Source organism: Neobacillus solisequens (assembly GCF_051233465.1).
GTDB lineage: Bacteria > Bacillota > Bacilli > Bacillales > Cytobacillaceae > Neobacillus.
In genome coordinates this window covers 335,934-348,757 of sequence record NZ_JBKFGJ010000011.1, presented here as the reverse complement: position 1 = coordinate 348,757, position 12,824 = coordinate 335,934, and the positions used below count along the sequence as shown (strand labels likewise).

Genomic DNA, 12,824 nt, shown 5'->3' with positions numbered 1-12,824 from the left:
ATGAAACAGGTTATGCCACGACTTCACGTTCATTGGCAAATTTCTCATATAGCTTTTCGGTCATAATCTTTTTGAGAATCTGAACGGCTTTCCAAACGTCTTCATAGGAGGTATAAAGAGAAACTGGTGCGAGTCTGATGACATTCGGCGCCCGGAAATCCGGAATAACCCCGTTTTCTTTTAATGCTTTGCAGATCCTGGCAGCTTCACGATGCTCAAGACTTACATGTCCGCCACGACGGTAATCCTCTCTAGGGTTGCCAATTTCAAACTTCATTCCAGCTAATTCTTCCTCTAGTAATCTCATAAAATAGTGATTGATGTGAAGAGACTTTTGACGGATTTTCTCCATACCGGCATCTGCGAAAATTTCTAATGAACCCATTAACGGAGCAAGACTTAAGAGGTGAGGTGTTCCAATTTGATAGGCAGAAGCAGTATTAGCAGGAGTAAAGTTATGTTCTAAATCAAATTGCTTCTCTTTATCAGACCCGAACCATCCTGCTAATCCCGGCGCTGTATCAAAATGCTTTCGATTTACAAACAAGCCTCCGACTGCACCTGGTCCACCATTTAAGTATTTATAATTGCACCAATACGCGAAATCTACATCCCATTCGCTAAAAGAATGAGGGATTGCACCAATAGAATGGCATGCGTCGAATCCAATCATAATATTTCGTTTATGGGCTTCTACTGTTAAGCGTTTCATATCTAAGATTTGGCCACTGCGGTATAAAACAGTTGGGAGAATCACAAGTGCAACATCATCACTCATGGCGGCAATAATATCATCTTCAACTAAGAATCTGCCATCCTGGCTTTTTACACGGATCAGATGAACATCTGGATCCAATCCATGTATGTTTAGTTGACTCTTGAGTGCGTATATATCACTGGGGAAATTTAACTCATCCGCCACAATTTTGGTGCGGGAACCTTTTGGTTTATAAAATGTGGCAAGCAGTTGATGAAGATTAACAGTTGTGGAACCGCTTACAATAACTTCATCTGCGGATGCACCAACTAATGGAGCAATCATTTCTCCCAATTTTTCAGAAAGGTTAAACCATGGTTGTTTTCCTTGTGTCCAGCCATCAATGCCATACTCTTTCCAATCCTCAAGTGTATCTAATAGTGCACGTTCGGCACGTTTTGAAAGCAGTCCTAATGAGTTCCCATCCATATAGATGGTATTCGGTTGAAGATAAAACTCTTTTCGAAATCTTGCTAATGTGTCTTCAGAGTCCAACTTTTTAGCAAAATCTAATGTTAGGGAAAAATCATGTAAGTCCATATTACTCCTCCTTACTAAGGTTTTTTCTAGTGAATCATAACAAGGAATATGACACGGTGTCAATATTATATATCAGAAAATTAATAATATTTTCACAGATAAGGATGATACTTTTCATTTTTGCAAATTCCCACTATGCTAGAAGAAATGGGATCAGGGAGGAAGGAAATTGGCTGATCAGGAAGTAATCGATAAACGACATTTGCGATCCTTGAAGACAAGACAAAAGTTATTGGAGGCAGCTAGAGAAGTATTTTTAAAAGATGGGTTTCAAAAAGCGACGATCACTCAAATGATAAAAAAAGCTAATATTGGATACGGGACTGCCTATGTTCACTTCGAAGGGAAAGAGGACATCCTCATTGTCCTAATGGAGGATGTGATGGAGAAATTCTATGAAATAGCAGAAATTTCCTTTTTTCCAACATCAAAAGAGGAAGCAGAGCAAATCATTAAAGAGCAGGCAACGGCTTTTTTAAAGATGGCAGAAATGGAACGTAACATGATGCAAGTATTTGAACAGGCAATTGGCATATCAACTGCTATTGCCGACAAGTGGAAAACCATTCGAGAAAAGTTTATTCAAATCATTTCAAAGGATATTGCCTATGCCCAACACAAAGGGTTAGCAAGATCGGAATTAAAGCATGAATTGGTGGCAAGAGGATGGTTTTTCATGAATGAAATGTATCTTTGGGAAATAGTTCGAAATGAGCGGCAGGATTCAATAGAAGAAATAGCAGAAACAATAACGTCTGTTTATACTAAGGGGCTATATTTATAAGCCCCTTTAAAAAAGGGCAAAAAAAAGGATTGGTTGAGAGAACCAATCAAAAATATGGGAAGTTTTAAGAAATGAGTTCCGTGAACTTATTTCCTAATTAACTTACCTTTATCATATAGAAAACTTATGTAGAACCTATAGGGAAGTTATGTGGAATTTGTGAAGATGGAGTACTGAATTTTTTTCCAAAAATAGTTTATTTCATGGTTTTCTTGTTTTATAATTTAATATGTTAACTTAAAATTTAAAACGGTTAACATATTATTCGGAGGTGATGAAATGAATTGGACAGAGCTTGCTAGAAAGGTTCTTGATGGTTACTCACTATCAAAGGCAGAAGCGAAAGAAATTTTGCTGGCAAAAGATGACGACATTCTGTCTCTTGTGAATGGTGCATACGAAATTCGGCGGAACTACTACGGTAAGAAAGTTAAACTAAACCTAATCATCAATGCCAAGAGCGGCCTTTGTCCGGAAGATTGCGGCTATTGCTCTCAATCTATTAAAGCAACCACAGAAATAGAAAGGTATCCCCTTATTAGTAAACAAACGATTGTGGAAGGTGCTAAAGAGGCAAAGAAGAATAAAATTGGTACATATTGCATCGTTATGAGTGGGCGCAAACCGACCAATAATGAAGTGGACACGGTTATCTCTGCAGTCCAGGAGATTAAAAGTGAAGTAGACCAGATCAAAATTTGCGCCTGCATGGGATTGGTATCGGAGGAACAGGCTATAAAGCTGAAAGAGGCCGGGGTGGACCGGTTTAATCATAATATAAATACGAGCTCCAATCATCACACTAACATTACAACAACTCATGATTATGATGATCGAGTTACTACCATTGAAAATGTGAAGAAGGCGGGGATCTCCCCGTGCTCAGGCGTCATTTGTGGCATGGGTGAAACAGATGCCGATATCGTAGAAATGGCTTTTGCCTTAAAGGAGCTAGACGCGGACTCCATTCCAGTTAATTTTCTTCATCCAATTAAAGGCACAAAACTTGAGGGCATGGATGATCTAACCCCCATTCGCTGTTTGAAAATTTTATCCCTATTCCGTTTTATTAATCCGACCAAGGAAATTAGGGTCTCGGGGGGGCGAGAATTCAACCTGCGTTCCTTTCAAAATCTAGGTTTGTTCATTGCCAATTCTATTTTTGTCGGCGATTACTTAACCACGGCAGGTCAAGGCAGTAATGAAGACCTTCAATTAATCCAAGATCTTGGTTTTGAAATCGAAGAAAATCCGTTTGAAACAGAAAGCCAAACCTTTGTCAGCACCCTATAATAAAAGACCCCCTTTTTCCAAGACAATTAGAAAAAGGGGGTCTTTTTACAAAAAAAATAGATTGGTGTCGGCACCAATCAAAATTATGGGAAGTTTTAAGAAATGAGTTCCGTGAACTTATTTCCTAATTAAGTTGTCTTTATCTTATAAAAAACTTGTGGGGATTTTAGGGAGAAGTTATGTGGAAGTTGTGAAGATGGAATCTTTTTGATGAAAAGTACCTTTTTACTTTTCATATTTTTCCACTGATATATAATAGGATTAACAACGTTCACAAAATTGTTGAAAATTAATCTTGATACCATATAAATAGTAAAAAAAGGAAATGGAGGAGTTGTTTATCATGATTAGAGCAGCCGCCGCGGGTGTTTTGGGATTTATCCTCATTTTTATAGAATCAATAATCGTCATGAAGCTAAAGGGAATGGAAACCATTGAATTCGGAGGAATCACCCCATTTATCAATATATGGGCGATGAACTTCTTCTTCGTCTTCGCTATCCTAACCCAGTTAACCAACTGGTACACCAACAAAACCCAATTCGAAGAAGATAACAGCTACTAGAAGAAATTCCAGCATAAATAAATGAATAAATAAATAAAGACAGTCCGAAACTCGGACTGTCTTTTCCATGCGGACAATTGTCCACAGGCGGTGCCAGGCACCGAACTGATACCGAACTGACACCGAACTGACACCGAACTGACACCGAACCTCATACGGCCCGCTACTTGCTGTGCATTTTGAATTGCAGGAATAGTTCGTTGTAGTAGGCTAGGTTCTTTTTGCCGAGGTTTTTATAGACCTCGAGTTTTTTGGTTAGGTTAGGCGATGGGTAGAAACGTTTATCGTCTGTGATTTCTTTAGGCATATGTTTTAGGGCAGCCTTGTTAGGTGTTGAGTAGCCGACGTATTCGGTGTTTTTGGCTGCTACTTTTGGGTCAAGCATAAAGTTAATGAATTTATGGGCTGCATCGATGTTTTTGGCTGTTTTTGGGATGACCATGTTGTCAAACCAAAGGTTGGAACCTTCTTTAGGAACGACATAGTCCAAATTCTCGTTATTAGACATAATCTCTGAGGCATCTCCCGACCAGACCAAGCCGATTGAAGCTTCCTCATTGGCAAGCAGCATTTTAATTTCGTCACCGACAATCGCTTTTACATTTGGCGTCAATTTATTTAGTTTGTTTTTTGCCTCAAGTAAATGTGCTTTATTCGTATCATTCAATGAGTATCCCAAACTATTTAACCCCATGCCCATTACCTCGCGGGCCCCGTCAGTGAGCAATATTCTATTTTTAAACTCCGGTTTCCAAAGGTCGTTCCAGCTAGTGATTTTTTCTCCACCAAGCATTTTAGTATTGTAGACAATCCCGACCGTTCCCCAGAAGTAGGGGATAGAGTACTTATTATTAGGATCAAACGGTAGGTCCATAAACCGTTTATCAATATTTTTTAAGTTTGGGAGCTTAGAATGATCCAAAGGGATTAGTAAATGCTCGTGGCGCATTTTATCAATCATATATTCTGATGGAACAGCAATATCGTAATTCGTTCCGCCTTGTTCTATTTTGGTCATCATTGCCTCATTGGAATCAAATGTTTCATAAATGACTTTAATGCCTGTTTCCTTCTCAAACTTCGTAATGAGTTCCTCGTCAATATAGTCGCCCCAGTTAAATACGGTCAATGTATTGCTTCCAGAGTAGCCCTGCGATGTATTTAAACTGGAAATGGTATATAGCAAAATGGCGGATACAGCTGCAATGACGATAAAAAAGCGAATCAGACTCTTCATTGTTTGCGAACCCCCATTCCACTCAACTTGGTTCGCTGACTAATAAAATAGTAAATAACCACTAGCAGCATCGTGAATACAAAGAGCAGGGCAGATAGGGCGTTAATATTCAATGAAATACCCCTACGTGCCAAGGAATAAATTTCCACCGATAACGTCGAAAAACCGTTTCCGGTTACAAAAAAAGTTACCGCAAAGTCGTCAAACGAATACGTTAACGCCATAAAAAAACCTGCGAATATCCCGGGTGAAATAAACGGGATCATTACCTTTGTCAGAACGTTCCAGCTGTTCGCCCCTAGATCACGTGCCGCATCGATTAGCGAAGGACTCATTTCCATTAATTTAGGCAGCACCATTAACACAACAATGGGAATGCTAAACGCAATATGGGAAAGCAGCACAGAATAAAAGCCCAGTTTAATTCCCACCATGGTGAATAAAATCAAAAACGACGCACCAATAATGACATCCGGACTGACAATTAACACATTGTTTAACGATAGCAGCGTATTTTTTGTTTGCCATTTCTTCGCCAAGTAAATGGCCAATGCCCCGAGAACTCCAATAACGGTTGAAAAAAGAGCGGATAGCAAGGCAACAACAATGGTATTAAGTACAATAATCAACAGCCTTGTATCATGAAATAGCTCCCTGTACCAATCCAAGGTAAATCCTTTAAAGTCGTACATGGTATCCCCGCTGTTAAAGGAATAAAAAATAAGAAAGAAAATGGGTGCATACAGGATAAAAAAGATGAATACTAAAAATACTTTTGATAACGGAGAGATTTTTTTATCCAACTTACACACCTCGCTTTCGCGTATCGGTCGCGACCATGATTAGCACCATAATGATGATTAAAAACACGGCAATTGTCGATCCCATACCCCAGTCTTGAGTGACTAAAAAATGCTGCTCAATTGCAGTTCCAAGTGTTATCACCCGATTTCCGGCAATTAACCTTGTCAACATGAACAGAGATAACGCCGGTATAAATACAACTTGGCAGCCTGATTTGACCCCGTCCAGCGTTAGTGGAAAAATAACCCGGCGGAATGTAATCCATTTAGAAGCGCCCAAATCGCTGGCTGCATCCAAAAGTGTCGGATTCAATTCATCCAAAGCGTTAAAAATTGGCAGTATCATGAATGGAATAAAAATGTAAACGGAAACAAAAATAAAGCTGAAATCCGTAAATAAGATTTGCTTCGAACCCACTCCAATAATCTCCAATAAACTGTTCGCTACCCCGTAGGTACCAAAGATTCCAAGGAAAGCATAGGCTTTCAACAGCAAATTAATCCAAGATGGAACAATGATTAATAATAGCCATAATTGCTTATGTTTGGTTTTCGTTAACAGGTAAGCCGTTGGATAAGAAACGAGCAAAGTCAATACTGTGATTAAAATTGCATACCAAAATGAACTGAATGTCATTTTTAAATAGACTGGTGTAAAAAACTTTTGATAATTAACGAACGAAAAATGGCCTTCAATATCGAAAAAAGAGTAATAGAATACAAGAAAAATGGGTGCAATGACAAAAAGAACAATCCAAAGAAAATAAGGAATCGAGTATAAATAGCGAGAACCTTTATTCTCCATGGCGTTCTCCATCCGCATAGATTTCTAATCGACGGTCGAATTCTTCTTCAGTTTCACCAAGCCTCATAACATGTATAGATTCCGGGTCAAAATAAAGGCCAATTTCTGCACCAACTTCAGCCTTTTTCGTGGAATGAACGAGCCATTCATTTCCGTCCTTATCGTAACAGCAAATTTCATAATGGACACCACGGAACAATTGTGAATCGACCCGAACTTGAAGCTTTCCTTGTTCAAGGGAGGTAATTTCCAAATCTTCCGGTCGAATGACAATCTCCACCAGCTCGTTTTTATTAAAGCCGCCGTCAACACAGTCAAATTCCTTGCCGACAAATTCGACTAAAAAGTCCTGCTTCATTTTTCCACTAACAATATTGGATTCGCCAATAAAATCTGCTACAAAACGGTTAATCGGTTCATCATAAATATCAATTGGGGTACCGCTTTGCTGGATTTTGCCCTCATGGATGACAAAGATCTCATCTGACATCGCCAAAGCCTCTTCCTGATCGTGGGTGACAAAAATAAACGTTATCCCCAAACGGCGCTGAAGCTCACGCAATTCATACTGCATTTCTGTACGTAGCTTTAAATCTAGCGCGGATAATGGTTCATCAAGCAGAATGACTTCAGGCTCGTTGACGATGGCTCTTGCAATCGCGACCCGCTGGCGTTGACCGCCTGACATTTCACGAATTTCTCTCTGCTCAAATCCTTTTAAATTTACAAAGCTGAGTGCTTCCTTTACTTTTGAATCAATTTCACTATTTTTTAATTTTTTAATGCGCAATCCGAACGCAACATTTTCGTATACGTTTAGATGCGGAAACAGGGCATAATCCTGAAAAACCGTATTAACTTGCCGTTTATTCGCCGGAATATCATTAAACTTTTTCTCGTTAAAAAAAATGTCACCGGTAGTTGGCTCGGTAAATCCGGCAATTAATCGTAATATGGTCGTCTTACCACAGCCTGAAGGACCCAGTAAGGTATAAAATTTCCCTCTTTCAATCTCGAAACTGACATGATCTAGGACTAGTGAATCCTGATCAAATTGTTTGGTGACATTTTTAAATTGAATGATTGTGTTATTTGCCATTTCAAACCTCCCCTGTGAAATTTTTTCTATAATTCTATTTGATTCGGAGACAATTATACAGGATGGTGACAAAATTTCAATAATTCCTTCTTTTTACACAATAAACCATGTGATAACATAAAAAAAAGAGTCTCATTTTCCATCGAGACTCTTTCTTTATTATTAGGCACTTTGTTTTATTGTTTCCTTACCTTTTACACCAACAGTTTTGCGAATGAATGGGATCACCCAGTTATCAAGACCGATGCGTCCAGCATTAAATCCAGCAAATAGGATAATCACACCGATTAAAATATCCATTGGGTTAGAAGAAATTGTACCTGCGAATAGATAAGCGAAGTTCATCACAAGCCCGAAGAACATAGCTGCAGTTGTTAGGCAGCCAAGAATTAATCCTAAACCAACCAAAAATTCACCAATAGGAACAATTGTATTGAAAATATCAACGTTTGGTAAGGCGAAATGCTTTAAGAAATCAACGTACCAACCAAATTGAACGGCTCCATCTGGACCTTTTACCGGATTTGCAATGGCACCTTTTAAAAATCCTGCAGCATCAAAACCACCGCTAGAAAGTTTATGCCAGCCAGCTGTCAACCATGCATACCCGATATATAAGCGTAGAACTGTTAATAGTCCAGACGCTATTTTATTTTGTCTTAACCAATTTGCAACCATTTGTAACACTCCTTCGTTTGATATGATTTAAATTATGAATATAGTGTTAATATAACAGGTTTAACTTGAATGAAGTTTGAATTATTTGCTATTTCACATTTCTGTAAAAATGATATGAACAATTTGTTACATGGTCATAGTGGAAAAGTTAAAAAAGAAAGAGTCTCATTTTCCAACGAGACTCTTTCTTTTTTATTAGGCACTTTGTTTTATTGTTTCCTTACCTTTTATACCAACAGTTTTGCGAATGAATGGAATCACCCAGTTATCAAGACCGAAGCGACCAGCGTTAAATCCAGCAAATAGGATAATCACGCCGATTAAGATATCCATTGGGTTAGAAGAAATTGTACCTGCGAATAGATAAGCGAAGTTCATCACAAGCCCGAAGAACATAGCTGCGGTTGTTAAGCAACCAAGGATTAATCCTAAACCAACCAAAAATTCACCAATAGGAACAATTGTATTGAAAATATCAACGTTTGGTAAGGCGAAATGCTTTAAGAAATCAACGTACCAACCAAATTGAACGGCTCCATCTGGGCCTTTTACAGGATTCGCAATGGCACCTTTTAAAAATCCTGCAGCATCAAAACCACCGCTAGAAAGTTTATGCCAGCCTGCTGTCAACCAAGCATACCCGATATATAAGCGTAGAACTGTTAAAAGTCCAGATGCTATTTTATTTTGTCTTAACCAATTTGCAACCATTTGTAACACTCCTTTGTTTAATATGATTTAAATTATGATTACATTGTTAATATAGCATAATTATCTCGAATTGAGAGTAATTTGTTCAACGGTTCACATTTCTGTAAAAATGATATGAACAATTTGTTACATGGAGATAGTTGAAACTCTTTTTAATAAAATAGGGGGAAATGCTTGATAAAACTAATATCATTAGTTAAAATAAAACTAATGATATTAGCTTTAAGGGGATGGTTAATGATGAGAATCACGAAAAATAAATTTTTATATCAGGTGACGTTTATGCCAAAAGTGTTTCCGGTTAATTGTTATTTAGTAGTGGAGGAGAGCGGATTGACACTGATTGATGCAGCAATGGGCTTTAGTACAAAAGGGATATTACAGGCAGCTGAACAGATTGGAAAGCCGATAAATAAGATTGTATTGACGCATGCACATGGCGATCATGTTGGTGCCCTAGATTCACTGAAAGAAGTCCTTCCTGATGTACCGGTCTATATTTCTGTTAGAGACAACAGGTTAATGAACAGAGATCTGACACTGGATCCTAGTGAGGACCAAACACCGATAAAGGGGGGAGTCCCGAAAAATTTAAAAACAAAAGCATCTATATTATTAAAGGAAGGAGATAGGATTGGTTCATTAATTGCAATCGAAACTCCGGGGCACACACCTGGCTCAATGTCATTTCTTGATTCTAGAACAAATGCAGTGATTGCGGGAGATGCTTATCAGACAAGAGGAGGAATGGCGGTTGCTGGAGATGTGAAGCCTTTCTTTCCATTCCCGGCTTTTGGAACTTGGAGCAAAAAAACGGCATTACGAAGTGCTAAAAAACTAGCAGGGCTCAAGCCCAGTTTATTGGCAATCGGCCATGGGGAAATGATTGAAAGCCCTACGGCTCAAATGAATAAGGCAATTCACCATTTTGAACAAAAGATAAAGGAGAACGACCATGTCACCACGGCCTAAATTTGCACTCGAATTAACAAAAATACTTGAAGCAGCGGGGGAATTGGCGGATAAGCAAGGGATGCAGGAGGTTACCTTGGCTAATTTAGCTAAGAAGCTGAACATCCGCCCTCCTTCTTTATATAATCATTTCGATGGTTTACCGGGATTACGAAAGCAACTTGCAATACATGGAATTAATAAGCTATATGAAGAATTGACCCAATCAGCAATCGGTGTGTCAGGCACCGAAGCGATTTTAACTTTAAGCAGGGCATATGTTAATTTTGCACGGAACCACCCCGGTTTATATGAGGCAACGCTTATGGCACCTGACCCTGAGGATTGGGATGTTCAGCAGGCGGGGGCTAAAATCGTAGAGCTTTCTGTTAAAGTATTACAGGCCTTTCAGTTGGAGGGTGATCTTGCCCTGCACGCTGTTAGAGGACTGCGCAGTATTTTACATGGTTTTTCTGCTTTGGAGCAGCGTGGGGGATTTAAAATGGCGCTTGATTTAGATGAGAGTTTGTCCATCATCATGAGGGCTTTTATTGCAGGTTTGGAAAAATAATTAGGCATATTTTCCAGATAGGAGGATGGACATGAATTTGGTATAATGAAGGAAACTTTCGGATTAAAAGGATGATATTGATGGGAATACAGGAACGTGTTGGTCTGATTCTGGATGTTGAAACAACTGGTTTGGGCCCGACCACCGATGAGGTAATTGAACTGGCAATGAAGTTATTTTCTTATCGTGAGGATACTGGGGAAATTATGGGAATTATTGAAGAAGATTCTTTTTTACGCGAACCGCTCTCGAGCTCTGCCAAAAGAAACTATCCGAAGGCCTTCCGGGTTCATGGGATTCCATATGAAAAGGTTAAGGGAAAGAGTTTTTTAGACGTACAGATAAAATCGTATTTTGATCGGGCAGATTCTGTTTTCGCCCATAATGCTTCGTTTGACCGAAGTTTTCTGTACTACATGTACCCTGAAGTCAATGAATTAAAATGGTACTGCTCAATGAGAAATGTAACGTGGAAACAGTATGGTTTCCCCAACAGCAAATTGTTAACTTTATTAGAAGCTCATGAAATTACGAATCATCAAACACATAGAGCGATGGATGATATTACATATTTGATGGAACTGCTTAAGAAAAAAAGTCCGAATGGAAATCTTTATTTGCAGGAAGTCCTGGATTATGGACCAATGAGGAAATATCAACCTGCAGCCGCAAAATCGAAAATGGGATGAAAAGAATCAGCTGCTTGGTTGATTCTTTTTTGTATAATAAAAAGGTTCCAAAGAATCCTTGGAACCTTGGAACTATTTTAATGCTGTTTTCCTTCGGTGAAAATTTGGAAAGAAACGCCAAATTTATCGGTCAAATTGCCATATGCAGGGCTGAAAAATGTTTCTTGAAGCGGCATAGAAACTTGACCGCCATCTTGTAAGGCATTAAACATTCTTTTTGCTTCCTCGATATCATCTGTAGAAATACAGATTGTTACTTGGTTTCCACTATGATGCGGCTGACCAGGAAAGGTATCAGACAGCATAACTTCTGTTTCTCCTACTTTAAATGTTGCATGGCTGACATAGTCCTTGGCTTCAGCGGGTAAAGGAAATTCCGGATTTTCTGGCATTTCTCCAAAGGATTGTAAAAATAAAACTTGCGCACCTAATGCTTTTTCATAAAATTGAATCGCTTCTCTGCCATTTCCATTCATCACCAAGTAAGGAATTAAACGAGTAGTCAAAAAAATCATCTCCCTAACAAAAATAGTTAACCATCACAAAGCCATCGACAACATAAGCAAATCCAATCATGTTATTTTCTCAAGCCCTACCTATTATTGCCAACAATTAAATTATAATATACAAGAACATTTGTTCGCAACTATATTTTTCACATTTATATAATTGTTGGTGTCTGTTACCTTAACGAACCTTCTCCATGAAAAAAGAGCAACGATGAAACACGCATCAATTGCTCTGTAGATATAGTATTTATTTGATATTTGGCAGGTATTTTTCAGTTATGATGTTACGATGGTGAATTTCGTGACCTGCAAGGATGTAAGCGACTGCTCGAGCTGTCACTGGCAGATTGTTAGCGTTGCCTACATTTTCCCAGACAGATTTGGGCATGTTTTCGATTAGTGAAATGGTAGCAGTTCTAACCGAGATGAATTCGTTTAGAATCGATTTAATTGGAAAATCGTTCACCTGTGAGCCGTTGACAAAGTATTCTTCATTAAAACCAGCTAATGGTGTTTGGTCACCGCGGCCAATGCGAAGTAACCGGTAGCTCATTACTCTCTCCGTATCCGACATGTGACCCAGAACTTCTTTAATACTCCATTTACCTTGTGCATAGCGATATTGTCCGTCTTCGTCGGAAAGACTATGGAAAAGCTCAGATACCTGTGAGCGATTTTCTTTTAAAATGGTGATCAGGTCACCATCTCTTACTAAGTTAACATAGGGAACATAATATTCCGGATACTCGTTTTCATTTGGACGCTGCAGCATGTAAAAATCTCCCCCTCAAGTGGCAATATATTCAAAAGCTAATTTAATTATATTTCCATT

The 12,824-nt window shown here is 38.7% G+C and carries 15 protein-coding genes; 6 read left to right on the top strand and 9 right to left on the bottom strand.

Annotation, left to right across the window (positions count from 1 at the left end):
- Positions 1 to 10: 10 nt before the first annotated feature.
- Complete coding sequence (gene kynU, locus ACI3K6_RS13140; protein ID WP_435555177.1) at positions 11 to 1,297, bottom strand: kynureninase; 1,287 nt, start codon at positions 1,295 to 1,297, stop codon at positions 11 to 13.
- Between the two features lie 169 nt (positions 1,298 to 1,466).
- Here kynU and ACI3K6_RS13135 point away from each other — a divergent pair, with 169 nt between their 5' ends.
- From ACI3K6_RS13135 to ACI3K6_RS13125, 3 genes are all read left to right on the top strand, one after another.
- Positions 1,467 to 2,081 carry a TetR/AcrR family transcriptional regulator gene (locus tag ACI3K6_RS13135; RefSeq protein ID WP_435555176.1) on the top strand — a complete coding sequence of 205 codons (615 nt, stop codon included), beginning with the start codon at positions 1,467 to 1,469 and terminating at the stop codon, positions 2,079 to 2,081.
- Between the two features lie 279 nt (positions 2,082 to 2,360).
- On the top strand, positions 2,361 to 3,374 hold the full coding sequence (gene bioB, locus ACI3K6_RS13130) for a biotin synthase BioB (protein ID WP_435555175.1): 1,014 nt from the start codon (positions 2,361 to 2,363) through the stop codon (positions 3,372 to 3,374).
- A 343-nt stretch (positions 3,375 to 3,717) separates the two neighbouring features.
- A complete protein-coding gene (locus ACI3K6_RS13125; RefSeq protein WP_435555174.1) occupies positions 3,718 to 3,939 on the top strand; it encodes a hypothetical protein in 222 nt (73 codons plus the stop codon).
- Positions 3,940 to 4,102: 163 nt separating this feature from the next.
- Here the strand turns inward: ACI3K6_RS13125 and ACI3K6_RS13120 are convergent, their stop codons facing one another.
- From ACI3K6_RS13120 to ACI3K6_RS13095, 6 genes are all read right to left on the bottom strand, one after another.
- The gene (locus tag ACI3K6_RS13120; RefSeq protein WP_335476610.1) at positions 4,103 to 5,176 is read right to left on the bottom strand and encodes an ABC transporter substrate-binding protein; all 1,074 of its coding nucleotides are present in this window, start codon (positions 5,174 to 5,176) and stop codon (positions 4,103 to 4,105) included.
- Positions 5,173 to 5,979, bottom strand: coding sequence for an ABC transporter permease (locus tag ACI3K6_RS13115; RefSeq protein WP_435555173.1), 807 nt, complete (start codon positions 5,977 to 5,979; stop codon positions 5,173 to 5,175). The genes ACI3K6_RS13120 and ACI3K6_RS13115 overlap by 4 nt, the downstream gene beginning before the upstream one ends.
- 1 nt (position 5,980) lies before the next feature.
- Entirely contained in the window at positions 5,981 to 6,784 is an 804-nt protein-coding gene (locus ACI3K6_RS13110) for an ABC transporter permease (protein ID WP_435555172.1), read from the bottom strand.
- Positions 6,774 to 7,883 (bottom strand): ABC transporter ATP-binding protein, encoded by a 1,110-nt coding sequence (locus ACI3K6_RS13105; RefSeq protein ID WP_435555171.1) that lies wholly within the window; start codon positions 7,881 to 7,883, stop codon positions 6,774 to 6,776. Before ACI3K6_RS13105 ends, ACI3K6_RS13110 begins: the two co-directional genes overlap by 11 nt.
- A 162-nt stretch (positions 7,884 to 8,045) precedes the next feature.
- The gene (locus ACI3K6_RS13100; RefSeq protein WP_435555170.1) at positions 8,046 to 8,561 is read right to left on the bottom strand and encodes a DoxX family membrane protein; all 516 of its coding nucleotides are present in this window, start codon (positions 8,559 to 8,561) and stop codon (positions 8,046 to 8,048) included.
- A 195-nt stretch (positions 8,562 to 8,756) separates the two neighbouring features.
- Positions 8,757 to 9,272: a DoxX family protein gene (locus ACI3K6_RS13095; RefSeq protein ID WP_335482403.1), complete on the bottom strand. Its 516-nt coding sequence runs from the start codon at positions 9,270 to 9,272 to the stop codon at positions 8,757 to 8,759.
- A gap of 240 nt (positions 9,273 to 9,512) precedes the next feature.
- On the opposite strand from ACI3K6_RS13095, the gene ACI3K6_RS13090 reads away from it, so the two are divergent.
- From ACI3K6_RS13090 to ACI3K6_RS13080, 3 genes are all read left to right on the top strand, one after another.
- Positions 9,513 to 10,244: an MBL fold metallo-hydrolase gene (locus ACI3K6_RS13090; protein ID WP_435555247.1), complete on the top strand. Its 732-nt coding sequence runs from the start codon at positions 9,513 to 9,515 to the stop codon at positions 10,242 to 10,244.
- Entirely contained in the window at positions 10,228 to 10,794 is a 567-nt protein-coding gene (locus ACI3K6_RS13085; RefSeq protein ID WP_435555169.1) for a TetR/AcrR family transcriptional regulator, read from the top strand. The genes ACI3K6_RS13090 and ACI3K6_RS13085 overlap by 17 nt, the downstream gene beginning before the upstream one ends.
- 80 nt (positions 10,795 to 10,874) lie before the next feature.
- Positions 10,875 to 11,483, top strand: coding sequence for an exonuclease domain-containing protein (locus ACI3K6_RS13080; protein ID WP_435555168.1), 609 nt, complete (start codon positions 10,875 to 10,877; stop codon positions 11,481 to 11,483).
- 77 nt (positions 11,484 to 11,560) lie between these two features.
- On the opposite strand, the gene ACI3K6_RS13075 is transcribed toward ACI3K6_RS13080, so the two are convergent.
- Both ACI3K6_RS13075 and ACI3K6_RS13070 read right to left on the bottom strand, forming a co-directional pair.
- Complete coding sequence (locus ACI3K6_RS13075; protein WP_435555167.1) at positions 11,561 to 11,989, bottom strand: VOC family protein; 429 nt, start codon at positions 11,987 to 11,989, stop codon at positions 11,561 to 11,563.
- A gap of 250 nt (positions 11,990 to 12,239) precedes the next feature.
- Entirely contained in the window at positions 12,240 to 12,764 is a 525-nt protein-coding gene (locus tag ACI3K6_RS13070; protein ID WP_435555166.1) for a DinB family protein, read from the bottom strand.
- Positions 12,765 to 12,824: the final 60 nt, after the last annotated feature.

Bases quoted from the DNA above. Each gene is read 5' to 3' on its own strand.
- kynU (WP_435555177.1), bottom strand. From the start codon at position 1,297: ATGGACTTACATGATTTTTCCCTAACATTAGATTTTGCTAAAAAGTTG.
- ACI3K6_RS13085 (WP_435555169.1), top strand. From the start codon at position 10,228: ATGTCACCACGGCCTAAATTTGCACTCGAATTAACAAAAATACTTGAA.
- bioB (WP_435555175.1), top strand. From the start codon at position 2,361: ATGAATTGGACAGAGCTTGCTAGAAAGGTTCTTGATGGTTACTCACTA.
- ACI3K6_RS13120 (WP_335476610.1), bottom strand. From the start codon at position 5,176: ATGAAGAGTCTGATTCGCTTTTTTATCGTCATTGCAGCTGTATCCGCC.
- ACI3K6_RS13110 (WP_435555172.1), bottom strand. From the start codon at position 6,784: ATGGAGAATAAAGGTTCTCGCTATTTATACTCGATTCCTTATTTTCTT.
- ACI3K6_RS13080 (WP_435555168.1), top strand. From the start codon at position 10,875: ATGGGAATACAGGAACGTGTTGGTCTGATTCTGGATGTTGAAACAACT.
- ACI3K6_RS13095 (WP_335482403.1), bottom strand. From the start codon at position 9,272: ATGGTTGCAAATTGGTTAAGACAAAATAAAATAGCATCTGGACTTTTA.
- ACI3K6_RS13100 (WP_435555170.1), bottom strand. From the start codon at position 8,561: ATGGTTGCAAATTGGTTAAGACAAAATAAAATAGCGTCTGGACTATTA.
- ACI3K6_RS13125 (WP_435555174.1), top strand. From the start codon at position 3,718: ATGATTAGAGCAGCCGCCGCGGGTGTTTTGGGATTTATCCTCATTTTT.
- ACI3K6_RS13105 (WP_435555171.1), bottom strand. From the start codon at position 7,883: ATGGCAAATAACACAATCATTCAATTTAAAAATGTCACCAAACAATTT.
- ACI3K6_RS13070 (WP_435555166.1), bottom strand. From the start codon at position 12,764: ATGCTGCAGCGTCCAAATGAAAACGAGTATCCGGAATATTATGTTCCC.
- ACI3K6_RS13090 (WP_435555247.1), top strand. From the start codon at position 9,513: ATGAGAATCACGAAAAATAAATTTTTATATCAGGTGACGTTTATGCCA.